We start from the raw sequence: 23,933 nt of genomic DNA, 5'->3' as shown, positions 1-23,933 counted from the left end.
GGGTGGGTTTGCCAAGGCAGATTTCGCCCGTAAGCGCAAATGCGCATAGCGGTCCACGCTGGTGAGTGTTGATGAATATCAATCAGTACCGGTGCAAAAAAATGGACGTGAAGAAGTAATGTTGTCGCCCGGTTTTTCTGGGTGCTGAGTAACGCAAGTAAATAATGCAACAAATTAACGCACACAACTAACACAAGTAATACGAAGTATCTATCCAGCTCAAAGAAGCCTCCGCTTCTTTGATAGGCGAAGTGTTGTCTGTCGCTTTTACACAGCGATGACAGCGTGCTTGCCCACGCCTGGATGATTTTGATCATTTCAACCGGCCAGAATTCGCATGTCAGATAAACACCAGCACACAGTCAAGCAGTTACGCAGGACCAATGCCAATGCCCAAGCATCGGGCATGTGTACGCTTGCGCCTGTCTGTTTGTGCATGCTGACCAATCAGGCTCGCTGCATAGTCAAGGTGGCCGCATGAATTATTACAGCCATCACATCGGTGATTTCAATAATGCCACGCGCCATTTGAACCGTCTGGAAAGAGCGATTTATCGCGACATGCTGGATTTGTATTACGACACCGAATCGCCCCTGATGCTGGACTTGGGTTTGCTGTGCCGTCGCCTGGTTGCGCGCAGTGAAGAAGAAACGGTAGCAGTAGAACAGTTGCTGAAAGAATTTTTTGTGCCGACCGATGCAGGTTGGTTTCATGCGCGCTGTGATCAGGCGATACGTGAATACCAAAAAAATACCAATGCCAAATCATTGGCAGGCAAGGCCAGTGCAGCCAAACGGGCAGCAGAAAAACATGGTCGTCTGGATGAAGTGAACACGCCTTCAACAGCTGTTGAACAGCAAGACAACACAGCTATTAGCTATGTTCAACTAACCAATAACCATAAACCAATAACCAAGAACCATAAACCAGTAAACCAAAAAAACCTTCAGCCCGCGCTAGCTGAACCTGCGCCAATTTTGGCAGAAACGGTGACGGAAACCCCCGCAGAAACGGCAACTGCTGTGCCTGCATCGGCATCTGGGGCCGCAGCAGGGCAGGGCAGCACCACAGCGCTGGACTTGTGCTTGACATTCCGCCAGGCCGGGGTAAAGGCCCAGGCCGCTGATCCGCGTTTGCTGGCTCTGGTGGCGCAAGGGGCAACGGTGGAGGTGGTGCAGGCTGCCTGTGCCGAAGCCAAAAGTTCCAGGCCAGATGAAATCATCGGCCTTGCCTATGTGCTGAAAATTCTGGAACGCTGGGGCAAACAAGCCGCCAGCATGCAGGCCGGTGGTGCTGTCCTGCCCAGGGGCGACCCCGGCATCGCAGGGAGGGGCGGAGGTGGCCGCAGCCAACCCGCAAGCCAGTCACGACACAATAATTTTGAGCAGATCAACTACAACGAGGGCATAGAAAATGGACGTATCATCTAAAGCTGCCAGCTACATCAGCACCACCCAGCGCAGCGCGCAATGCGATAGCCATGGTGCTTACGACAGCACGGCCATCCTGCTGGGGACCAAGGTCATGCACTGGTCGGCCTGCCCGCATTGTGTGCGCCAGACAAATGTGGCGAGCCGTGCCCGCGCTGCACAGCAAGCGGTGGAAGAACGCCAGCGCAGGTTGGAAACACGCCTCAACCAGGCCGGTATTCCCTTGCGTTTTCGTGAAAAAGATTTCGCCAGCTTTGTTGCCGATACCGACGAAAAAGAAAAAGCCCTCAGCACCGCGATGGAATTTGCCCACAATTTTACGCGCCACCGCAGCACCGGCACCACCATGGTGTTGTCTGGCATGCCAGGCACCGGCAAAAGCCACCTGGCAACCGCCATTGCTCGCTACATCATGAGCAAGCACACCGTCATGTACACGTCCGCCATTGATGCAGTCCGCATGATACGCGACACCTGGCGGCGTGATGCACCACAAAGCGAAACCCAGATCTTGCAAGTGCTGGCCGACATTGATCTGTTGATTCTGGATGAAGTGGGCATGCAATACGGTTCAGAAGCAGAACAGATCAGCCTGTTCGACATCATTGACAAACGTTACCGCAACGTCATGCCGACGATCTTGATCACCAACCAGAACCGCCATGGCCTGCGCCAGTTTCTGGGCGACCGCAGCTTTGATCGCCTGCGAGAAAACAGCGTCTGGCAAAGCTTTAACTGGACATCACAACGTGGGCAAGTCATGAATCTGACTATTTGAAAACCCTGATGACGCAGCAGGAAATATAGCGGCGTCATCGGCAATACACCACCAGACATACACAACGCCAGTCTGCAAAACAGCCTGGACGGGATTCGCTTTGTCCCAAATTTTTAAGTCTTACAAAAACCCGCATCTTCCCGCATGCCCTGAGCCGGAAGCCATGCCTGAAAAACACAGGGTCAACAGCAACCCCGCACGCCATCGCGGATGTAACACCAGACAGCCATAGACCAGCGTGGAGTAACAGGCACGCTCAAACAAACAGGGGCATCGCGCATACGACATGCCGTACCCGGACAGGATTGATGCAGATCGGATGTAGCCGATACAGCGCAATTCACATCGATAAGGATGCAGAAAAATGAAAAAAATTAGTGTTCAAAAAAACGCCGCTCGCAATACCGTTCTATTCAACCAGGACAATCTGCTTCAGTACATACGCCAAAAGCGCGGCCTGAAGTTCCAGAATGCCCACCTGGCTGCCACCTTTGGCGTGCCTTCTGGCGACATGCGCAACATGCTCAACACGCTGCTGGCCGACAAGCAGATACAGACCTGCGTCATTGGCAACAACCGCCGCTTTTACATTCCCTTGCCTGTGCAAGGTAAACCACAAGCTACCCAGGCACAGCCACGCGTCTTTAAGGAATACAACAGCAAAGCCAATCCACAGATGCAAGCCATCAAAGAAAGAGTCAAGGAACTCTATCCCGATGGTCGCGGTTTTATCAGCATCCACACCGGCCTGGGCCGCCTGGAAGATTACCGCGTCTTTGGGAACCAGCTCTGATGCGCCGCCACGAATATTGCCGCGACCCGCTGGCCATCTTGTTGCAGCGTGAAGAAAAAACCTGCAAGGGTTGCCGTCACCAGGGCTGGATAGAAATCGGCGAAAAACGCCAGCACATTTGCAAGCTGAAAGACAAGCATCGCCCCGTGCGCCTGCTGTCCAAAGACAGCACGCAAGCCACAGCAGCCGTCGAAGAAGATGGCCTGACTGCAGCAATGCAATTACACGGACAACGTTGCACATCCTACGAGGAGAGAGAATGACTACCTTATTCAACAACACTCACGACGCACTGACATTTGCCTTCAATTATTCCAGCCAGCAGTACGCCATTTCACCCATGGCCAAACTGGCCCTGCAAGGTGCAGGCGCGGGTGGTACCAGCAATGGCAGTGGCAAGGGCCTGGTGGCACTCGATGGTGCCGCACAAGCCGGCATGATACTGGCAGAAATTGAACGCCTGCCTTCCGTACAGCGCGCCTGCATCACCGCCCGTTACGTCATCAAGACAGCCGAATGCAAATGCTGCGGTTCAGAAGGCTTAAGCGAAGATTACCGCAACGCCATCGGCAACCTGCGTGAACTGTGCAGCAGCCAGGTCACCGGCATGTCGCTACGCATCATGCGCGAGACCATCATCCGCGCATTTTACGAACGCCGCATTTCCATCCTTAAAAAAGCCGAAGAACTACGCATCGCCAAATCCACCGTCTACGACCAAAAACGCCTGATCTGGGGGTGGCTGAGCAAGGTCGATGCCGAAGCACAAAACCTGATTGCAGACAAACTGCAAGGGATGGTGGAGTCGCTGGTGTAAGCCTGCGGTGAATTTGACGTGACAGGTGGTTACGGGAAGCGCACTCTGAGGAGTGCGTTTTTTGTTGCTGGCGTACGTGAAGTGGTTCGATCTGAGGCTATACAAAAACCATCAGGATGCAACTAAGCAGGTCATCCTGTTCGGCTACCAAATGGCCTGCGGTGGTCAGTAAGGGTAAGCCGTGCCTTGTTGCTGCGCTGTCATCTTTCGCATCGCTTTTTAGATTTTGTAATCATTTTTTGGGAAAAATAGGTAAAAACAATGATTTTTTTATGTTTGTAATCATTTTTTGGCAGTATCAGGCGCTTTTTCTTTCCGCAAAAAGTGGACAAATATGAACTTTTGTAATCGTTTTTTTAAAAAACTTGCGATTTTTAATGATATTTTTTGTCTTTTAATCGTTTTTTGTGTATTGTGAAGCTGGGATGTGTTGATATTTGAGTAATTGGAGGTTTCTATGGATTGGGTCGGTGGAAAATGGTTGGTAGAGAAATACCAAATCAAATTGGCCCAACGCTTGCGGGTTGAAAGCGTCATCAGCAAAAGTCGCAAGACGAGTTCGTCTGCAGAATTGACCGCTCAAGAATTTCCAGAAGGGTTTCGGCCAGCAGAAACCCTGGCAGGCCATCTGACCTTTATGTTCAAACATGAAGAAATGCATTTCGAGTTGCTATCGCGATTGTTCGACGCAATTGACCAGACTGAGCTTGAAGAGTGGATTCAAAGCGAATCAACGGGCGCTTATGCACGCCGTGCCGGATTTTTTTTCGAATGGTTTACCGGTCGCCATCTGAATGTTGATGATCTGAGTCAGGGAAACTACATCGACGCCATTGACAGCAGCGCGTATTTCTCTGCACCGCAACCGGAGTCGGTAAAAAGATGGAGAGTCCGCAACAACCTGCCTGGTACCCGGCACTTCTGCCCCTTGATCAACATCACCGATAAAGTCCAAGCCGCACAAGATTATGATTGCGCTGCCGCATTGACCGGTCTTGAGACGCAATTCGGGGCGGACGTTCTCTTGAGAAGCAGCGTTTGGCTAACGATTAAGGAAAGCCGCGCCAGCTTTGCTATTGAACATGAAGAAAATCGTGAAGACAGAATAAAGCGTTTCGCGGTGGTGATGGAAAGCCGCTGCGGCGAACTGGCAAATCCACTGTCTCTGCGTGATTTAGAAAATCTGCAGGCAGAAATATTAGGTGAAAATGCGCTGACATATGGCGTGCGCCAGTCGCCAGTATTTGTCGGGCACTCAGTTGGTTATCGCGAGATGGTGGACTACATCGCACCCCATTGGGAAGATGCACCAGCGATGCTAGGGGGGCTCAGCGACACACTGTCCAGAACACAGGGTACATCGCCTATTGTGCGTGCAACGATTGCTTCCTTCGGATTTGTTTATATCCATCCGATGGCAGATGGTAATGGGCGGATTTCCCGATTTTTAGTGAATGATATCTTGCGCAGAGACGGGGCGGTGCCCAAGCCGTTCATATTGCCCATTTCAGCAACGATCACGCATTCAACGACGGCCAGAGTGGGGTACGACCAGAGCCTGGAGGCATTTTCCAAAGACCTGATGAAGGCTTACGCCGAAAACTTCAGCTTTGGTAAATCAGAAACCTATGGCGATGGGATTGAATCCAACTTTCACTTCAGCGCCTACGACCATGCCTTACCAGCCTGGCGTTACCCAAATCTGACATCACATGTGGAATACATGGGGAAGGTAATCCGGCAAACCATTGAAGAAGAAATGCGCGATGAGGCATTGTATATGCGAAATATTCACCGGGCCAGGCGTGCAGTTAAAAAGATTATTGAAGGCCCGGATGCAACGATAGACCGGATAATTAGCAGCATCTGGACCAATAAAGCCGTCTCCAACAAACTGCGCAAACAGTTCAGCCTATTTGAGGATGAAGAAAAATCCAACAAGATTGTTCAGGTGGTATTGCAGGCTTTTCGAATCGACCCTACGGAAGGTTTATTTGACGATGAAGATGGTAGTGACGAAGATAGTGAATCGGTTGTGTATCGGCAATGATAATGTATGAATTTTTATTCGGTATAAAAACGGTGATCGCTAAAAAGCCAGTCACTAAGCTGTTTTCAGTACAATTCTGGATGCTGGAATAACCCACAGACACCCAACTTATACAGAAAATTATCGCTCGATAACAAAGCCAGGCCGCTGTTCACTTTCTTGCCTATTTGAGATACCCACCCATGACGACCTATGCACCCAAACAGACTGCCAATCGTGGGCATGTCGCGCAAATCAACAATATGGAAATGTACTATGAAGAGTATGGAGCCGGGCAGCCGCTGGTACTCTTGCATGGGTTTGGTGGCTGTGTGCAGAACTGGCATCCTTTTATTGACGTATTAGCGGAACACTACCGGTTGATCCTGGTGGACTTGCGTGGCCATGGCCACTCTACCAATCCCGATAACAAGTTCACCCACCGGCAAGCGGCCAGTGACGTGTTTCTCTTGCTGGACGCATTGGGGATTGATCACTTCTCGGCCATGGGAATGAGCACTGGCGGGATGACGCTACTGCACATGGCAACCAGCCAGGCCAGACGTATCGACGCCATGGTATTGGTCAGTGCAACGACCCATTTTCCTGATCAGGCAAGGGCCATTATGCGCAGAGCATCGTTTGGCACCATGCCCCAGCCGGTGCGGGACATGTACAGTGAATGCGCGAAGCGCGGTGACGAACAAATTCGCCAACTGATTACCCAGTTCAACGCCTTCCACCAAGACTACGACGATATGAACTTCACCGCACAAAGCTTGTCCGGCATCACCGCACGCACGCTCATCGTACACGGTGACCGCGACGCTTTCTTCCCCGTTGAAATCCCGGTGAGCATCTACCGTTCCATACCGGACGCCGCCTTATGGATTATTCCAGGCGGCGACCATGTGCCTGTGTACGATCCCACGGTTCCCTTTACAGCAACCGCTCTGCGATTTCTTGTTGGAGGAAACGGCAAGTAGCAATTAGTGTCCAGGTCGCTGGTATGTCCTTGTGTGTCTTGCAAGAAATCATCATCCGAGTATTTTACTAACACCGTATTTTCATTCAAAAGAGAGCGGAAGAACTACGCATCGCTAAATCCTCCGTTTACGACCAGAAACACCTGATTTGAGATCGGCTGAGTAAGGTCGATTTCGAAGCGCAAAACCTGATCGCTGACAAACTGCTGGAGATGGTGGAGTCGCTGGTGTAAGAGAACTATTTTTTTCAATTTATTTCATGAGTGTCCTGCGGCCTTTCGCAGGCTCTCAGTCTTCCTGATGGAAAAGCACAATTTGAGTGATGAGATCATTTAAAATTGTTAATATTCTAGTATCGTTCATGGTAAAGTCGTGCATGGAAATGTTAACCAAAATCTGAATAACAAAATCAATCAAGATCGTTCTTTCATTTGACTAAAATTTTGGTGTTTGGTTGAAAGATGATTTTGAGATGCTGGAGCGTAATCTATGGACGAAAAACACGGTGAAACCAGGACTTCGAATGACAAGCAATTGTTAGTTGATACTGCTGTAACGACGAACTCTGAAATCGGCAAATATCTGAAAAAAGGTAATCGTGAAGTACTTCAGGATTATTACGTTTTTAAAAATGTAATAGCTGAAAGTGATGAATTTGCATTCAAGACTTTTGCTTTTAAGATATATGTGCGTTTAAACGCAATTGGAATGACATTTAGAAATGTCTCCTTTAAGCAATGCATTTTTGAGAATTGCTATTTGAATAAATGTGTTTTTGATTCTTGTGATTTTACTGGATGTAAATTTATTGGGACTAATTTTCACCAATCAGCTTTTACAGGGTGTAAATTTGACTACGCTGTGTTTGAACGTTGTGCTATTGATGACGATATTTTGTTGAGTGAGGCTCCCAGAGAAGAGAATCTTAGGATGCGATTTGCTCGTACCATGAGAATGAATTTCCAGCAAGTTGGTGATGCAAAAGCGGTAAATCTTGCTATTTCAGTAGAACTTGAAGCGACTGCAATTTATCTTTATAAGTCTTGGCGTTCATATGAAACTTATTACAAGTTAAAGTATCCGGGTTTTAAAGGATTTGTGCAGTTTATTAAATGGTCAGAGTTTTGGCTGCTGCATTTTCTCTGGGGTAACGGGGAGAGCATATTAAAGCTCTTGAGAACGATTGTTTTCTGTGTATTCTTAATTACATTCTATGATACCTTTGCCAACAATAATCCACTTTGTATTAAAGATTATTTGGTCAATTTACAGAAAGCTCCTGCGATCTTTTTAGGCGTATTGCTTCCTTCTTATTTTCCACCGTGGATACTTTCGATAGTCGCTGGTGCGCGGCTAATTGCTGTAGCTCTATTGACAGCACTGTTGGTTAAGAGGTTTAGTAGGCGATGACTTTACATTATTATGCTTTTGGCTCGATTTGCAGAGGTGAGGTGGATTCTTCTTCTGATATTGACTTACTTGCGTGCACCTCGTCGCGTGATTTGGCACTTGATCCACAGAAGTTTTCGATTTATATATATGATCGTATTATAGAACTCTGGAGGGAAGGGAATCCGTTTGCCTGGCATTTGCACTTGGAGTCTCGATTATTATTTTCGTCTGATGGATCTGATTTTTTGGCTAGTTTAGGTAAACCGTCTCCTTACACAAAAGGGAGAGAAGATTGTGAGAAGTTTTATAAATTATTTATCGAATCTAGCGATTCGCTTCTGATGTCTTCGAACAGTTCTATCTTTCATTTGTCGTGCATGTTTTTAGCGATGAGAAATTTCGCTACATGCTTTTCACTCGACAATGGAGTTCCAATATTTTCGAGAAAATCTCCTTTGCTTTTAGAAAAAAAAGCGCCTGTCAGCGAAGAAGTTTTTGGTATTTTTGTGCGAGCGAGAGTGTTATCCACCAGAGGTTATGGGGGCTTGATTTCAAATAATGAGATAGAGTTAGCAAAAGGACATATGCCTGCAGTTCGAGAATGGATGAGTAATCTTTCAGATATGAGAGTTTCGAAATGAGTGAATTTAACAATCGTATTGCTGCACAAAGGGAAATCCTTTTGAGTGTTAATTCGTGTGCATGGCGCGAGGAATTATTCGGCATGTCAAATGGTGCGATTAATAGATGGGTCTCCACAAATAATTTGGAAGAGAATGCTTCGCTCACAGAATTGATTCGCCAAGCTGCAGATAAACTCTTTTTTCTTTCAAATAAAAGCCAAGAGCAAATAACTGAAGATTATCAAAATTTGTCTTCGGAAGTAGCTGTGTTGACAAACCGTATTAAGCTTGCCGTTCAAAAATATCGATGATCGTCTCCTGTGCTTGATGAAATCGGGATAATTTAAGATGTAATTGTGTTGATTACAACTCCGGCACCCACAACAGCGCACCTATCTTGCTGATCTGTGCTTCTGACACCCCGGCTTGTCTGGCGAAATCTGGCCAGGCTTTGAATACGGTGGTGCATTGGCGGATGATGGATTTGATTTCGCCTATGCCGTAGCGGTCTGCTTCTTGGAGCAGGTCGCTGACTTCAAAGTTGCGGAACTTGCCGTTGATGCTCATGAGGTGCTGGTGGGTCCATTCGCCGGTGGGGTTGTGTGAAAAGCTGATGTCGTAGGCGGGGGCTAGTTCCCATTCGCCGTGCTGGCGCAGCAGGAAAGAGGTGTTCTTGGTGTGGTCGTCGCAATTGCGGCCCATGGCGTTGAAGACCATGCGACGGAAGGCTTCTACCATGGCGGCGCGCGGCAACTTTAAGGCGAGAATGGTGATGAATAACTGGGCGTAGCTGTTGGCGGATTTCTTTTTGTAATCGAGATGGGCCATGGCGCACAGGGTTTGTATGTGGTGTTTGATATCGACCCCATCGTTACCATTGCTGCCGTCGCTATCTGTCTTGCCTGCACGGTCAAAGCGCTGTGTCATGAAATGGGCGCGGCCATTTTCTTGCAGCAGGTGGCAATCCATCATGTGTATGCCTGCCTGTTTTGCCATCAGCGAATAGGCGTATTCGATGCGGCCATAGTCGGCACCGCTGCCGAGTTCATGGTCTTCGCCCATGCCGTCGAATTTGAGCAGCCAGTGTTCAAAGCCGGGTGGGGCGCTGGCCTGGCCAGAGCGGATTTCATTGGTGTCGCGGTTCCAGGCGATGACGGCTTTGGCCCTTGCACCACCGGCAGAGGTGCCGACTTCGATAATGCTGCGCAGGGCGGCATTGCTGTGGGCATCGTCATCGATGTGGCCATTGACGATCTTGCGTGCTTCTTCTACCAGGTGTGACATTTCTATGGCGGTGGGCTTGATGCTGCGCGGGCCGTGGCGCGGTTTGAATTCCAGCGCGCCCATGGATCGCTTGCCCATATACGCGAGGCGGTCCAGCGGCGTGACCTGGGCTGGATCGATACCCTTATCGGCCATGTAGCGGTTGATGAGGGCATTGCCGAAATCATCGGGCAATGCATCCGCCAACATCGCAGGTAGACGCTTGTAGGTGGCTTCTGGCAGGTCCATGAAGATGGATACATCAGACGCATTTTGCAAAGGCATGTGCAGCGGTGCCAGTTCTATACCTTTGCGGCGGAATGCCGGGTCATACGCAAAGGCGTAATAGCCGTAGGCCGGGTCCAGCGCGACTGCACCGACATACTGGCCCCATATGTGCACCTGGATGACTTCGGTTTTTTGGAATGTGCCGTTCTTCTTGGTGGCCATGGGCTGTTGTCAGGTGAGCGTAAATTCAGGGTTTGCCATGCATAGTTGGCCGTGTACTGACACGGTGGCGGCTGGCTCTTTGCCTTGCGCTTTTGGTGTTGACCATGAGCAGGGGGTTGATGCTGGCGACCGGGGCCAGGCTTTGTATCCAGTCGATGCGACCCAGCGCCCGCAATACCTTCAGCAGGGTTTTGACGGTCGCGCCTTTGCCGCCTTCGAGGTTTTTGATGGCAGTCAGGCTGATGCCAGCCTGGCTGGACAGGGTTTCTCTGTCCATATTCTTTTGCAGGCGCAATTGCCGCACATGCTCACCCAGGGTGATCTCGTATTCTTCGGTATTGCTGATGATATTCATAACAGCCTTAAATAAGTCTTTTAATGTGAAATTAAAGATTAAAAGTTCTTTTTAAGTCTATTGTAGTTTATTTTTTGGTTATTTCAATGAAAAATAGTAATGGTCTTAAATAAAGCTTTTATGTATAAATATTGTAGTAAAGGATTTAAATAGATCTATTAATTATCTTTGTGAATGATATCTGGCAAAGCACCATTCTGCTGCCTGCGATAGGGTTTTGCGGTTTTTCTTGTTCAGGGCAGACAGGGCTTTCTGGTGGCAGAGTGGGGAGGTACTGGCTGGAAATCCAGACAGCCATAGGCACGATAATAGGCACGATAATAGGCACGTTAACGGTGCATGAAGCCGTATTGATCACAGAAAACCATGGATGCAAATCATACGAGGGCAGGGTGAGGAGGATGTCCTTCGCGTGTGCCTAAGTATGCTCAACGGCACTGTGCGACCGCATCAGGGGATGTGTTATCGCTGTGGATGGTTGCTTAAGCACATGCCTTAAAACATATGCCCTAAAAAATATAAAAAATATCTCTATGTTCCAGATAAAGAACCAAATTTTCTCTTGTTTTTATGAATTCCCGTATTTTCCGCCCATTACTTGCATCAGGTATTCACATTTTTGGCAAGAAAGCAACACTGTGGATGGACCCGCTTTTGGCGGGGGCAACAATATGCTAACTTTGAGAAATACAAATCTTGTCATTTCTGTTGAAAAGACTTTGTCAAAGTCATTTTCAGGACTTACGCAAAACGGTCGCCGCAAGGTGCAATAAGACAGTGCTGTAGTGCATGTTTTTTGCCAAGCGCTGGAGTTGCAATGCAGCTGGCGCGGTTTTTGCGTAAGTCTTATTTTTAACAGAAGTCCGAATAATCCCTCTCCAGGAAAGGTAGTCAATAACATGGTTTTTTATAGTGGGAAACGAACATGCGTGGCCTTAGCAGTTTCATCCATATTTGCCAGCGCAAGCTGGGCGCAACAAGCGCCTGATGCTACTGCCACTGGCAGCACGGCAAATAAACGTAGCGATCAGATTGATACGGTGACCGTCACGGCCCAAAAACGCAAAGAAGATGTGACCAAGGTGCCGCTCAGTATTTCTGTCATGAAGGGCGAAGACATGGTTGGTCAGCACATCACGGATATTGGTGATGTCACGCGCGCTATTCCTAATGTCTCTTACTCTGGCGCAAGTGGTTCTGGTTCTGGCCTCAATAATATTGAAATTCGCGGTGTCAGTTCGGCTGCCGGTTCCAGCACGGTGGGTGTGTATCTGGATGACGTGTCGATGACGACCCGAAATCTGTATAGCCTGGGTAGCGCCGAACCCAAGCTGTTCGATCTGGACAGGATAGAAGTCTTGCGTGGCCCGCAAGGTACTTTATATGGTGCCAGTTCCATGGGTGGTACGATCAAGTTCATTACCAATCAGCCAGACCTGAAGTATGCTGACACTAATTTTTATAGCGAAGTGTCTTCAACCAAAGGTGGTGGCACTAACTATACCGTCAATGGCGTGTATAACGCGCCTTTGATCAAGGATGAACTTGCATTGCGCATAGGCGTGCAAAAAGGCTATAACAGCGGCTTCATTAACCAGGTTTCGCCAACGACAGGCAAGGTGATTGCTTCTGGCATCAATACTGAAGATAGTTCTGTATTGCGACTGGCGATGAAGTGGGCACCAAGCAGCAATCTTTCGATTACTCCATCGCTGTTCTATCAGGAAGTCAAGTCGGGCGATATCGATGCCTATTACCTGGCCCTGCCAAAAAACCAGACTGCCAAAACAGTGCGTGAACCTGGTACGGACAAATTGACGGTCCCCAGCCTGACCATCAATTACAATTTCGGCTTTGCCGATTTGGTCTCGGTTTCAAGCTATTTCAAACGTGAATTTAACCGCACCCAGGACGGTACGGTGGTCAACAGTAATTATATCGGCGGTGTCATTAATGGTGTAAGCGGTGTGCCTGCTGGTCTGGGTGACGTGGTGACCAATCTGCCGTCGGCGGTGTTTTTGAATAATGAAATTCGCCAGTTTTCTCAGGAAGTCAGGCTGGTTTCCAAGCCGTATGACCCAAGTGGTTCTCCTATTACCTGGATAGGCGGCCTGTATTATTCCAACTTGCGTACGAATGTCGTTGATAACGAACCTGTATTCGGTATCAACCAGGCATTTAACGCCGCCGGTGCCAATATTGTGAATGTATTGGGTTTGCCGTTTCCTGGTGATAATTCCTACTTTAGCGCCCGCCATTACAAGACCCAGCAGACAGCAGTATTTGGTGAGTTGAGCTACCATTTCACACCGAACCTGCACGCGACTGTCGGTGCCCGTTATCTGCGTGCCAGTGACTCGTTGGCGCGTGATGGTGACTTCTATTTCGCCGGTGGCCCAACGCATTCTTATGCAAGCTCTGATTTCAACGCAACTACCCCAAAATTTGCGCTTAACTGGGCCGTCACTCCAGAGCAGACGCTGTATGCCAGCGCCAGCCAGGGGTTCCGCCTGGGTGGTCAGAACCGTGCCATCCCGACGGATGTCTGTGCATCTGACTTCAAGAATCTGAACCTGGCATCTGCACCTACTTCGTTTGACCCTGACAAATTGTGGAGTTATGAAGTCGGTTCAAAATCCCGCTTGCTCGACAACCGTCTGTCGATGAATCTGTCTGCTTTCTACATCAGCTGGGATCACTTGCAGCAAGATATTTCATTACCTACCTGCGGCTTTGACTTTGAAACCAATGTCGGTAAAGCGAAGAGCTATGGCCTGGAATTTGAAATCAAAGGCAAACCAACTTCTAACTTATTGCTTGGCTTTGCAGGTGGCTACACCAATGCAACGCTGACGACCAACGTGCCATCTATTGGTGCAGTGGCCGGGCAGTCCATCCAAGGCGTGCCAAAATACAATCTGAGCCTGACCGCACAATATGACTTCAATATCACTGGCGACTACTTTGGGTTTGTACGCGGTGCCGGACATTGGATAGGTGGCAGCCATGGTACGTTGACACCAACTGACCCGGACTATGTACGCCCAGCCTACAACACCTTTGACGCCAGCATTGGTGCCAGCTATGGTCACTGGGAATTGTCTTTGTTTGCCAAAAATCTGACTAACACTGACAAGACCATACAGCGGCCAAATGTCCAGTTCATTAACGAAGGGTACAGCATGCGCCCACGTACTATAGGATTGAGCTTGACCGGTAAAGTATAAAAAGCGAAATGTAAATTTAAGCGCACCTTGAAATTCGAGGTGCGCTTTTTTATTTTCTGACTGACTTATAGGGCCTACGTAACATTGTCCCAGCAAGGCTGGCGTCAATCATGCCCTTGCATGCATCACTCTGCCGCTGGTTGCAACAAGCCTTCACGCTTTTTCTTGCTCAGGCCAGACAGGGCTTTCTGGTAAGAATAGCTGATCAGCTCACGCAGATAATCTTCCGGGAAATGCTCAACCTTGACGATGGTGACCCAGTGAAACCGCCCCATATAACGCGCCGGTTTGACGCCGGGGGTATCGGTCAACTCTAAAAAACGATCGGGCGACACCCGCACGCTAAAGCGCCATTGCTCTGGCTCGCTGGTCTTGAAATAGGCAAAGCTTTTGTCTTCCACGCTGTACACCAAGATATTGCTGGGTGGGCCATGCAGTTTTTCTTGCGCGCCGGGGAAGGTGGCACAATGTTTTTTGAGGGCGGCTAGTTTCATGATGGTTTCGCGACAGTTGTTATACCGGGATGATAAACTGCTTCCTGGTTTTTGGCCGCGTGCTGCACAATCAGGGTTTGCTGATGTTTGAAAGAACAGGCAGGGAGAACACAATTTTTGCTCCCCCGACCTGCCTGCACGTTACGAATCAAAACGTTTTATGCCCGGCGCAGGCTGCGGTATTCCAGCGCCGCCAGCACCACGACCACTACCGCCTGCGCCAGGATGAACAATATGCCCAGGGTGGTGGGGCTGAACCATAATTCCATCGTCAGCAGGCTGGCAATGACCCAGCCTATATTGCCGATGATGACCAGCCAGGCCAACGCTGCCGGTGGTTTCGCCTGCTTGCCTATGCGGCTGGTCAGCAGCATCAGCGCCGCACAGGGGAAGAGGGTAACGCCAGCCAGCAGTACAAAGTCTTTCGGCAAACCCAAAAGGCCAGACAGCAAGCCAGACGCGCTGACCAGCAGCAGGCCCATGGCGACACAGGTGATGGCATCAAGCATCAGGATTTTTCGTAAAGAGACACCGGCAGCAGCAACCTGGCTGGCAGTGGCATTGGCAGAGGATGTGGAATTTGACATGGTGCTAGACATGATGGATCTCCAATTTCAGTTGAGGGGATTGCAGTGTCCCTCTGTCCATGCAGCAAGTCGATTACCTCAGAGGTAATGGAGTTCATTTATCGGTAGGTGCATAATTTGATAAACGCCGACAAATGCCAACAAACGCTGATAAACACCAACAGGAGACAGCCGTGACCATCGCCACCACCACCCGTGCAAATACTGCTACCAAAGCTATCCATCACGATGGCAGCGTCGGTTCCCTGATACGCGAATGGCGCACGCTGCGCAAGTTAAGCCAGATGGACCTGGCGCTGGATATCGACATCTCGCCACGGCATTTAAGCTTTGTGGAAACTGGGCGTTCCACCCCCAGTGCCGATTTGCTGATGCAGATTGCCGCACAACTCGATGTGCCCTTGCGTACCCGCAATACCTGGCTGCTGGCTGCCGGCTATGCACCGCGCTATAGCGAGCAGGGGCTGGATTCTGCCCGCTTGGCACAAGCCAGGGCAGCGGTGCAGCGCCTGCTGGATACGCATGACCCTTACCCCGGCGTGGCGCTGGACAGGCACTGGAACGTGATCCTTCACAACCGGGCAGCCGCTGGGTTGATGGCTTTGCTGCCAGATGCATTGCGTACCCAGCCTATGAACATGTTCCGCGCCAGTCTGCACCCGCAAGGCTTTGCTGTCTACACCCAAAATTTTGATGAATGGGGCAGCTACCTGCTGCAAGTTTTGCAAAGGCTGATGCTCAACGCCCGCGATGAAAGCATCGTCGCCCTGCTGGAAGAAATCAATACCTATCCCAACGTGCAAGCCCTGAAACAATCCGCACCCGGCAATGCCGTGACAACAGCCACAGAACCGGCCTTGCTGGTACCCTGTGTGCTGAATCTGCATGGCCAGCAATTGTCCCTGTTCACCACCCTGACCACCTTCGGCAGCCCGCGTGACATTACCCTGCATGAATTGTGCGTGGAATTGTTTTATCCGTCTGACCCGCAGACGGAGGCGTTTTTGAAGGCAGGGGCGTGAGGTAATATGATCAAAATTAAAGCGGATCTGATTACGTCAGTTCAGCCCGGTTACAATCGTACTAACCCTAATCTGCACTTTGAGCTTGAATTCGCCGTATGAATAAAATTAAAAAAATAGTTGTCTTGACGATGTTATTTGTAGTTATGGGATGCTCGCAGGCTAGCGAAATTATTTTAGAATCCAAGGATGTGCAATCGTTCAACATTGTTGAGAAGGTGCCTACGTCGCCATCTATCGTTAACATATCTGGTCTTGCGTTTCATAGCGCACTGGCAGTGAATGAGGTAACAAGCACGCAAGAAGGTGAGGCGTTACTTGTCTACGTTCATTTGGTTCCGGCACGAAAAAATTTATCAGGTAATTTTTCTTATGAGATCGTCGTACCTGCTGCGGTAAAAATAATATATTTTGGACGTGAAAAAGCTGTCATTTGGAAGCGTGGCGTTGGCCCATTTCAACAAGAGTGAGTTTGCACTAAGGTGAATCAGGTTCTTGGAATGTGCTCAAAGCGTATTCGATTGCGTCAGATTACACTTCTGCATAGCTTTTTACAATCGCACTAACCGACCTGCACTTTGAGCTTGAATCCGTCATTTAACATTCAATATTCAAGACTCGGTCACATAGGCAACCACAAAAGACACTGGCAACGGCCCTGTCAATTCATGCGCGCAATTTTTACTTACTTTTTGGTGTCACGATGTTAACCATGCAGATCATCACAATTCCTGTATGGGCTAAGCCGTTTGAGAGAAACATTGAACTTAAGTTTGGGAATGCCGAGTATGAGCGCGTTCTGATTCAATATTCTGCCATCATGGACATCGTCCAGCAAGCGATACAGACCTACGTTAACGATAGTTTTCTGACTGCAGAAACGTCCGGAGAGGGCTTTCCCGCACGAGAGCGCCTTACTGGTGAGTATTACATCAGCAGTGAGTCCTATTGGGTGAACGATGAGCCGTGGTTCGGGCGAGTCGGGCGTTCGCCGGAGTATCGATTCAGCATCACGGTACATTGTCTTGAGAAATTGCGGCATCCCAATCAGCAGGATCAAGATTATCTTGGTCTTGAAGTTCACTTCTCCTGGCTACCAAACCTCTGCATGTTCGAGCACCATGGGGATGTAGACTCAAGCAGCATCTGATCTCACATTGTTTTATCCGTCTGACCCGCAGACGGAGGCGTTTTTGAAGGCGGGGGCGTGAAGAGATCGCTTTCATGATCTTGCAAATGTGAAAATTTTGGTATGATGCTTTTTCTGATCACCATGACCACGGAAAATCATCATGTACAAACTGCACAGTATCTGCCAGTCGGGCAATGCCTATAAGGTTGCGCTGTTGTTGCAAGCCCTGAACCAACCCTGGCAAGCTGAATTTGTCGATTTCATGAAGGGCATTTCACGCGATGAGACATGGCGTGAAAACAGCAATGAATTGGGTGAGATACCGATACTGGAAGATGGTGACTTGCGGCTGACACAGTCTGGCGTCATCCTCACTTATCTGGCAGATAAACATGCTGCCTATGGTGGCAAGACAGAAGAAGAAAAGCGCGAAATCTTGCGCTGGATTTTGTTTGATAACCATAAGTTCACCAGCTATTTCGCCAGCCACCGCTTCATGAAATCTTTTGGCCCGGCAGCACCAGATGCCAACGTCATGGCCTGGTTGCGCCAGCGTATGGACAATGCTTTTTTGATTGTTGACAAGCATCTGGCGACACGGCCTTACATCGTTGGCGACAGCCCGACTATTGCCGACATGTCCATGAGTGCTTATCTGTTCTACCCGGAAGAAGAATTCGGCTACCCTGTTGCCAGCCGCTTTACCCATATCGGTGCCTGGCTGGACAGGCTGCGCGGCTTGCCGGGCTGGACTGAACCTTATGCGATTTTGCCGGGTGAGCGCATTATGCCTAAATGGTAAATAGCTGAATGCGTGGTGGCGGGTTAGCAGAAGGACTTTGCCACTCGTATCGCTTTGTGGCCCGAACAATGACAAAACCGGATAACAAGCACGCTGGATTGAAAGCAGGCCTGTTGGCGACCATGCTGGCAAGCGCCTGTCCTTTGCTGATGGCAAACCCGGCAGAAATAAGCAGTGCGCCAGCGAATGCACAAGCTAAGGCACCAGCCAAGGATGTACCCGCGAAGGAGGTGCGACTTTTACCGAACGTCAAGCCGGTCAACATCCTGGAAATGAAAGAGCTGGCGGCGCGCGGGTATCTGAAAGAGCAACTGTTCCTGGCTGACATGTATGAAACCGGGAATGGCGTCAAGCAAGACGATGCCGAAGCTTTCAAGTGGACACTGAAGGCGGCACAACTAAGGCATCTGCCATCGCAGAATACGGTCGGCATCAAATATGCCATGGGTAAAGGCACGCCGCAAGACATGGTGAAAGCCTATATGTGGTTTACCCTGGGTGCCATGGCGGGTGAATTGTCGCCCGTCGAAAACCGTTTCATCGCCGCCAAACTGTTAAAGCCAGAGCAGAAAGCACAGGCTGAAGCCATGGCGGTGACATGTTGGAACAGTAGTTTCAAGAATTGCCCTTGAGCACAAATCGAGTTAGCATCTGTACGGTTAGCACAAAAACCAGCTTCCACACACCGGAGATGAAATGACGAACCTACTCAAACCAGCTTCCATCCCGGCGCTGGTACTGCTGGCATCGATGACATCAATGGTATTGCTGGCCCAGCCCGCCAGCGTCTGGGCTGCGGGCAATGGCGACGAACCTGCCGCAAGAAAACAGCATACCTGGACCCTGGCAGAACTGAAGGCCGCAGCGGCCAAAGGGGATGCCTGGGCGCAAAATGACCTTGGGTATCGGTATTATGTGGGTGAGGGCGTCAAAAAAGATGATATCGAAGCGATCAAATGGTATCAAAAAGCGGCGGTGCAAGGGTTTGTCACCGCACAATTCAATATTGGCACAGCGTTTGAAAAAGGGCGTGGTGTGCCGCAGGACTATCAGCAAGCTGTCAAATGGTATCGCCTGGCGGCAGAACAGGGGCATGCCAGTGCCCAGACCAATCTTGGTGTCATGTATGTGAATGGAACCGGCGTGCCGCGAGATGTTGTCGAGGGCATCAAGTGGTATCGCCTGGCTGTTGCCAAGGGACAAACGGTCGCCATGTATAACCTGGCCGGTTTGCTTGAAACTGGCACGGGCGTCAAAAAGGATTTGAAAGAGGCTTACAACCTGTACCTGCAGGTGGCTGAAAAGGGGGATGCGGATGCCCAGTTTTCGGTTGCCTTGATGCTGGACCAAGGGCGTGGTGTCAATCGCGATGATGCCGCCGCTGTCAAATGGTACCAACTGGCGGCAGACCAGGGTCATGCTGACGCCCAGACTAATCTGGGCGTCATGTATGAAAAAGGCCGTAGCGTCAAGCAGGATTATGCGACCGCGATGAGATGGTATGAAAAATCTGCTGCACAGGGCGCACCCAGTGGCCGGATAGGTATTGCATGGCTGTATGAAAACGGTTTTGGTGTACCGCAAAATTATGCTGAAGCCATTAAATGGTACAAGATGGCGGTGGCGCAGGGTGATGCCCATGGCGAGGCCAATCTTGGTTTCATGTATTCGACCGGCAAAGGTGTGCCGGCAGACCCGGTAGAAGCTGTCCGGCTATACCGTCTGGCGGCAGAGCAGGGCTATGCGCAGGCACAGAACAATCTGGGTTCCAAATACGAAAAAGGCCAGGGTGTGCCACAGGATGATGTGCATGCCTACATGTGGTTCAAACTGGCCAAGGATGCCGGTAATGCCGACGGCATCAACAACCTGCCCATCGTAATGAAAAGGATGACATCCGCCCAGGTGATACAGGCAAACATCATGGCAGAAGACTGCCGCAAGCGGGAATTCAAGGGGTGTTGAGATGTGCCGCTTTGGACTGAAGATAAGTTCAGGCCACCTGGCTTGATGTTGAATCGCGCCAGGCACTGCGGGTAGCAGGACATGGCGACTAAGCGCAAAATTTTTAAGCTGTCGTTTGCCACCTGATTCGCCAAATCATTCGCCAAGCGATTCACAGGAATCGATATAAGCCATTGTTTTTAAATGGATTTTAATGATATTTTTCTTGCTTGAATATTCGCCAAATTATTCGCCATAACCGTGAATTGATACGCTAAAACACGGCACATGGCGAAGCCGGCGGACAGGCTTTAACTCATATGCCAGCCGTGGCTGACAGTAATCGATTGCCCGGTCAGCGCGTTGGAGCCGAACGATGCCAGGAACAGCGCTGCCTGTGCCACGTCTTGCACGGTGGTGAATTCGCCATCGACGGTTTCTTTCAGCATGACGGTTTTGATGACGTCGGCTTCTGATATGCCCAGTTCTTTTGCTTGTTCAGGGATTTGCTTGTCCACCAAAGGGGTACGGACAAAGCCGGGGCAAATGACGTTGGCGCGGATATTGTCCTTGGCACCTTCTTTGGCGACCACTTTGGCCAGCCCGATCAAACCGTGTTTGGCGGTGACGTAAGGGGCTTTTAATGGCGATGCTTCATGTGAATGCACTGATCCCATGTAGATGATGGCACCACCCTTGCCACCGACTATCATCGCGCGCATGCAGGCGCGGGTAGTGAGGAAGGCACCGTCAAGGTGAATGGCGGTGAGTTTTTTCCAGTTATCCAGGCTCAAATCAACGATGGGGCTGATGATTTGTATGCCGGCATTGCTGATGAGTATATCTACGCTGCCATAGGCGGCAACGGCATCGGCAACGCCTTTATCGACCTGGGCTTCGTCGGTAACATTCATGGCCACGGCCATGGCAATGCCACCTGATTGTTCAATTTCCTTTGCGGTGGCGGTGGCTGCTTCCAACGCCATGTCAGCGATGACGATTTTTGCGCCTTGCTTGGCGTATTCAATGGCGATTTCTTTGCCGATGCCGCTGGCGGCACCTGTGATCAGAGCGACTTTGTCTTTGAGTAACATGATGTTTCCTTTATTGAGAGGATGAGGCTTTATTTACGGTTCGCCAGATAGTCGTACGCAACGCTGCCATAAGGCAGTGTCAGGTCGGCCAGAATATGAACTGCAGAAAGTACTTCACGCACCGGCAAGGCTGACACCGGTGCCAGTGCATGGGGGAAGAGATCGAGTGCGCCAGGGCCGCCCCAGGCGCCCTTGATGTTGATATCGGTCAGGCTGTATTGCACCAGCTCGCAGATGCGTGGGGTGCCATCCACATGCGGAATAATTTTCAGCAAGAAGCTGGGTGTGGCCATGCTTGCCTTGACCTTATCCGGGTCAAGCGTGGTGTGTTTAAAGCCCATTGTGCCGGTTGCCACGCGGATGTCGCTGTAATCCAGGCTACCCACCAGTGTGTCTTTGTGTACCCGCAATTCCGGGTCACCCAGTTTTTTAGGAAAGCCCCACAGCTCACGCCCCGCAGCAATGGGTGGATGATCATTCAGGTACATGCTGTGTACATAACCACCGGCAACGCCATCAAGGGTGACAGGTATCACCTGGCCTGATTCGCAATAATGCCCAAAACCGGTCGAATCTGGCATGTTGATGAATTCAAACTTGACTACCGGCTCTGCCATTTGCAGCGGGGCGGGAATGACTTTTCTTAATAAATCGGGGTCGGTGCGATAGGTGATGATCAGGTATTCCCTGTCAGTGAAGCGATAAGGCCCGGGTGGAAAAGCGGAACTCGTATAGGGCATGGCAAAGGCATTGTTGCGGATATCATCTTCTGTCATAGCTTGTCCTGTTCTTGTGCAAGTTTGTGAATAACTGATGGATGGGCGTTAATAGTTGCTGATGGTTACTGGCGATTACTGGCGTTTGCTAATAATGGGTTTTACATAGTAACTGAAGCTTGACTTCTTTGTATTTCAGCTTTGTTACAAAGTATTTGAATGTCCTGTGGTGCGATGGCTTGATCACCTGTTTTCAGGTGCTTGACCACCAAAATATTCCGGCTTACACTGGTTTCTGATACACGTCATCATTGCGTCTTACATGTTGTATTGATGCGTTTGTATTGATGCGAAGCAAACCCGCCAAATACTGGCGGGTTTTTTATTGTCTGTATCTGTTTTTCTTCCTGCGTTCTCTCTGCTGTTCTTCTACATCTTCTTCTCAGTTTTCGTCTGTCTTTTCCGCATTGTCGTTGTTGGCAAGGCGTTGCTTTGTTCAAGCTGCTTTTCAAGCTTTCTTTCAACCTCTTTTTCAAGGATTAAAAAATGAAACACGACAAATTTTGGGCCGCCCTGGGCGGTTTCTTCGGCATCACTTTATTGGCTGCCAGTTTGTTGGCGGCGCCGCATGCCAGTGCGGCGGGTTGGTTGCTGACAGATCTGGGGGCGTTTTCCGGGGGAACCAGCGTTGCTCGCGGCTTGACGCCGGATGGGCGTGTAGCTGGTTATTCAGCAGAGGCCGACGGTCAGCTGTATCCATTTTTAAGTAGCCGTGGGCTGGTCAGCAAAGTAGGGAGCGGTCCTGGTGCTGCTCTGGCCGTGAATGCGCTGGGGCAGTCTGCCGGGGCACTGAACAACATGCATATCGGACTATTTGTCGGCCAGACATCCACCGATTTGGGCAGCATTGATGGCGGTGCCAATATCGCTGTTGGTATTAATAACAATGAGCAAGTAGTGGGCTACACCGTGTTGGCGAATCATGATGAGCGTGCTTTTGTCGCGGATAAGTATAGCCTCACAAACCTGGGTACGCTGGGTGGTAGTGTTAGTCGTGCGATTGCGATCAACAGGTCGGGCGTCATCACGGGTTATTCTTTCACAGCGGATGGTCTGGGTCGCTGTTTTGTGTCTCATGGCAACGGCATGGCGGATATCGGCTCGCTGGCTTCGACAGACAATTGCATGCCAACAGCAATCAACGATGCTGGACAGATCGTTGGTGCCGTCTACAACGGCTCGGGATCACACGCGTTTTTGTACGATGGCCGTCAGTTTAATGATCTGGGTACACTGGGTGGAAATACCAGTGCGGCCAATGGTATGAATCAACTGGGACAGGTCGTCGGGCAAGCACAGATGGCGAATGGCGATACACGTGCGTTTTTGTATTCTGCAGGTCAAATGATCAATCTGGGATCGCCAAGCGCAACTGGCAGCGTTAGCTCTGCGTTTTCTGTCAACGCCAGTGGGCAGGCTATCGGTTACTACACCCTGCCGAACGACAGCAGGCACCTCCCAATTTTGTTTCGTAATGGCAGCATCATAGAGTTGAACAAGGTATTGCCGATGTTGACAGAGGTGGACGACACTTTCCTTTACCTGAACGACGCCGGGCAGATTGCCGGCACCGGCAAAATCAACGGCGCACGACATGCATTTTTGTTGACACCTATGCCTTGAAATTGGTAGCGATTGATTTATGAATTTTTTTATAAAACGCTAGCCCGTCAAAATATTCCGGCTTACACTGGTTTCTGATACACGTCATCATTGCGTCTTATATGTTGTATTGATGCGTTTGTATCGATGCGAAGCAAACCCGCCAGTTACTGACGGGTTTTTTGTTATGTGTATCTGCTTTTCACCTGCGTTCTCTCTGCTGTTCTTCTACATCTTCTTCTCAGTTTTCGTCTGTCTTTTCCGCATTGTCGTTGTTGGCAAGGCGTTGCTTTGTTCAAGCTTTCTTTCAAGCTTTCTTTCAACTTCTCTTTCAAG

General features: G+C 49.8%; 24 protein-coding genes. 18 read left to right on the top strand and 6 right to left on the bottom strand.

Annotation, left to right across the window (positions count from 1 at the left end; all coding sequences use genetic code 11):
• Positions 1 to 477: 477 nt before the first annotated feature.
• The 10 genes from AC1RVX_RS08620 (at position 478) to AC1RVX_RS08575 (ending at position 9,160) form a co-directional block, all read left to right on the top strand.
• Complete coding sequence (locus AC1RVX_RS08620; RefSeq protein WP_493216157.1) at positions 478 to 1,431, top strand: YdaU family protein; 954 nt, start codon at positions 478 to 480, stop codon at positions 1,429 to 1,431.
• Positions 1,415 to 2,209, top strand: a complete 795-nt coding sequence (locus tag AC1RVX_RS08615) for an ATP-binding protein (protein WP_493216156.1) — start codon at positions 1,415 to 1,417, stop codon at positions 2,207 to 2,209. The genes AC1RVX_RS08620 and AC1RVX_RS08615 overlap by 17 nt, the downstream gene beginning before the upstream one ends.
• Before the next feature lie 364 nt (positions 2,210 to 2,573).
• A complete protein-coding gene (locus AC1RVX_RS08610; protein WP_493216155.1) occupies positions 2,574 to 3,002 on the top strand; it encodes a hypothetical protein in 429 nt (142 codons plus the stop codon).
• Positions 3,002 to 3,265 (top strand): hypothetical protein, encoded by a 264-nt coding sequence (locus AC1RVX_RS08605; protein WP_493216154.1) that lies wholly within the window; start codon positions 3,002 to 3,004, stop codon positions 3,263 to 3,265. Before AC1RVX_RS08610 ends, AC1RVX_RS08605 begins: the two co-directional genes overlap by 1 nt.
• Positions 3,262 to 3,819: a hypothetical protein gene (locus AC1RVX_RS08600; RefSeq protein WP_493216153.1), complete on the top strand. Its 558-nt coding sequence runs from the start codon at positions 3,262 to 3,264 to the stop codon at positions 3,817 to 3,819. The genes AC1RVX_RS08605 and AC1RVX_RS08600 overlap by 4 nt, the downstream gene beginning before the upstream one ends.
• A gap of 457 nt (positions 3,820 to 4,276) precedes the next feature.
• Positions 4,277 to 5,869, top strand: coding sequence for a Fic family protein (locus AC1RVX_RS08595; RefSeq protein WP_493216152.1), 1,593 nt, complete (start codon positions 4,277 to 4,279; stop codon positions 5,867 to 5,869).
• A 182-nt stretch (positions 5,870 to 6,051) separates the two neighbouring features.
• Complete coding sequence (locus AC1RVX_RS08590; protein WP_493216151.1) at positions 6,052 to 6,834, top strand: alpha/beta fold hydrolase; 783 nt, start codon at positions 6,052 to 6,054, stop codon at positions 6,832 to 6,834.
• A 489-nt stretch (positions 6,835 to 7,323) separates the two neighbouring features.
• Entirely contained in the window at positions 7,324 to 8,244 is a 921-nt protein-coding gene (locus tag AC1RVX_RS08585) for a pentapeptide repeat-containing protein (RefSeq protein ID WP_493216150.1), read from the top strand.
• Complete coding sequence (locus AC1RVX_RS08580) at positions 8,241 to 8,867, top strand: hypothetical protein (protein ID WP_493216149.1); 627 nt, start codon at positions 8,241 to 8,243, stop codon at positions 8,865 to 8,867. The genes AC1RVX_RS08585 and AC1RVX_RS08580 overlap by 4 nt, the downstream gene beginning before the upstream one ends.
• On the top strand, positions 8,864 to 9,160 hold the full coding sequence (locus tag AC1RVX_RS08575) for a hypothetical protein (RefSeq protein WP_493216148.1): 297 nt from the start codon (positions 8,864 to 8,866) through the stop codon (positions 9,158 to 9,160). Before AC1RVX_RS08580 ends, AC1RVX_RS08575 begins: the two co-directional genes overlap by 4 nt.
• 52 nt (positions 9,161 to 9,212) lie before the next feature.
• On the opposite strand, the gene AC1RVX_RS08570 is transcribed toward AC1RVX_RS08575, so the two are convergent.
• Entirely contained in the window at positions 9,213 to 10,562 is a 1,350-nt protein-coding gene (locus tag AC1RVX_RS08570) for a type II toxin-antitoxin system HipA family toxin (RefSeq protein WP_493216147.1), read from the bottom strand.
• A 25-nt stretch (positions 10,563 to 10,587) separates the two neighbouring features.
• A complete protein-coding gene (locus AC1RVX_RS08565; RefSeq protein WP_493216146.1) occupies positions 10,588 to 10,917 on the bottom strand; it encodes a helix-turn-helix domain-containing protein in 330 nt (109 codons plus the stop codon).
• A 929-nt stretch (positions 10,918 to 11,846) separates the two neighbouring features.
• On the opposite strand from AC1RVX_RS08565, the gene AC1RVX_RS08560 reads away from it, so the two are divergent.
• Entirely contained in the window at positions 11,847 to 14,144 is a 2,298-nt protein-coding gene (locus AC1RVX_RS08560; protein ID WP_493216145.1) for a TonB-dependent receptor, read from the top strand.
• 125 nt (positions 14,145 to 14,269) lie between these two features.
• On the opposite strand, the gene AC1RVX_RS08555 is transcribed toward AC1RVX_RS08560, so the two are convergent.
• Together AC1RVX_RS08555 and AC1RVX_RS08550 are read right to left on the bottom strand one after the other, a co-directional pair.
• The gene (locus AC1RVX_RS08555) at positions 14,270 to 14,638 is read right to left on the bottom strand and encodes an MmcQ/YjbR family DNA-binding protein (protein WP_493216144.1); all 369 of its coding nucleotides are present in this window, start codon (positions 14,636 to 14,638) and stop codon (positions 14,270 to 14,272) included.
• Positions 14,639 to 14,796: 158 nt separating this feature from the next.
• Complete coding sequence (locus AC1RVX_RS08550; RefSeq protein WP_493216143.1) at positions 14,797 to 15,237, bottom strand: hypothetical protein; 441 nt, start codon at positions 15,235 to 15,237, stop codon at positions 14,797 to 14,799.
• Positions 15,238 to 15,398: 161 nt separating this feature from the next.
• Here AC1RVX_RS08550 and AC1RVX_RS08545 point away from each other — a divergent pair, with 161 nt between their 5' ends.
• The 6 genes from AC1RVX_RS08545 (at position 15,399) to AC1RVX_RS08520 (ending at position 20,146) form a co-directional block, all read left to right on the top strand.
• The gene (locus AC1RVX_RS08545) at positions 15,399 to 16,247 is read left to right on the top strand and encodes a helix-turn-helix domain-containing protein (protein ID WP_493216142.1); all 849 of its coding nucleotides are present in this window, start codon (positions 15,399 to 15,401) and stop codon (positions 16,245 to 16,247) included.
• Between the two features lie 98 nt (positions 16,248 to 16,345).
• Positions 16,346 to 16,717, top strand: coding sequence for a hypothetical protein (locus tag AC1RVX_RS08540; RefSeq protein ID WP_493216141.1), 372 nt, complete (start codon positions 16,346 to 16,348; stop codon positions 16,715 to 16,717).
• A 242-nt stretch (positions 16,718 to 16,959) separates the two neighbouring features.
• A complete protein-coding gene (locus AC1RVX_RS08535; RefSeq protein ID WP_493216140.1) occupies positions 16,960 to 17,397 on the top strand; it encodes a hypothetical protein in 438 nt (145 codons plus the stop codon).
• 142 nt (positions 17,398 to 17,539) lie between these two features.
• The gene (locus AC1RVX_RS08530; protein WP_493216139.1) at positions 17,540 to 18,181 is read left to right on the top strand and encodes a glutathione S-transferase family protein; all 642 of its coding nucleotides are present in this window, start codon (positions 17,540 to 17,542) and stop codon (positions 18,179 to 18,181) included.
• A 68-nt stretch (positions 18,182 to 18,249) separates the two neighbouring features.
• The gene (locus AC1RVX_RS08525; RefSeq protein ID WP_493216138.1) at positions 18,250 to 18,813 is read left to right on the top strand and encodes a tetratricopeptide repeat protein; all 564 of its coding nucleotides are present in this window, start codon (positions 18,250 to 18,252) and stop codon (positions 18,811 to 18,813) included.
• 64 nt (positions 18,814 to 18,877) lie between these two features.
• Positions 18,878 to 20,146, top strand: a complete 1,269-nt coding sequence (locus AC1RVX_RS08520) for a tetratricopeptide repeat protein (protein ID WP_493216137.1) — start codon at positions 18,878 to 18,880, stop codon at positions 20,144 to 20,146.
• A gap of 290 nt (positions 20,147 to 20,436) precedes the next feature.
• On the opposite strand, the gene AC1RVX_RS08515 is transcribed toward AC1RVX_RS08520, so the two are convergent.
• Positions 20,437 to 21,219: a 3-hydroxybutyrate dehydrogenase gene (locus AC1RVX_RS08515; RefSeq protein WP_493216136.1), complete on the bottom strand. Its 783-nt coding sequence runs from the start codon at positions 21,217 to 21,219 to the stop codon at positions 20,437 to 20,439.
• 29 nt (positions 21,220 to 21,248) lie between these two features.
• Positions 21,249 to 21,995 (bottom strand): acetoacetate decarboxylase, encoded by a 747-nt coding sequence (locus tag AC1RVX_RS08510; protein WP_493216135.1) that lies wholly within the window; start codon positions 21,993 to 21,995, stop codon positions 21,249 to 21,251.
• A 486-nt stretch (positions 21,996 to 22,481) separates the two neighbouring features.
• On the opposite strand from AC1RVX_RS08510, the gene AC1RVX_RS08505 reads away from it, so the two are divergent.
• Complete coding sequence (locus tag AC1RVX_RS08505) at positions 22,482 to 23,618, top strand: hypothetical protein (protein ID WP_493216134.1); 1,137 nt, start codon at positions 22,482 to 22,484, stop codon at positions 23,616 to 23,618.
• Positions 23,619 to 23,933: the final 315 nt, after the last annotated feature.

Source organism: Undibacterium sp. GW821-FHT11B02, assembly GCF_058808955.1.
Note: the sequence above shows the minus strand (reverse complement) of the source record. Positions and strands in the feature narration are given on the sequence as shown.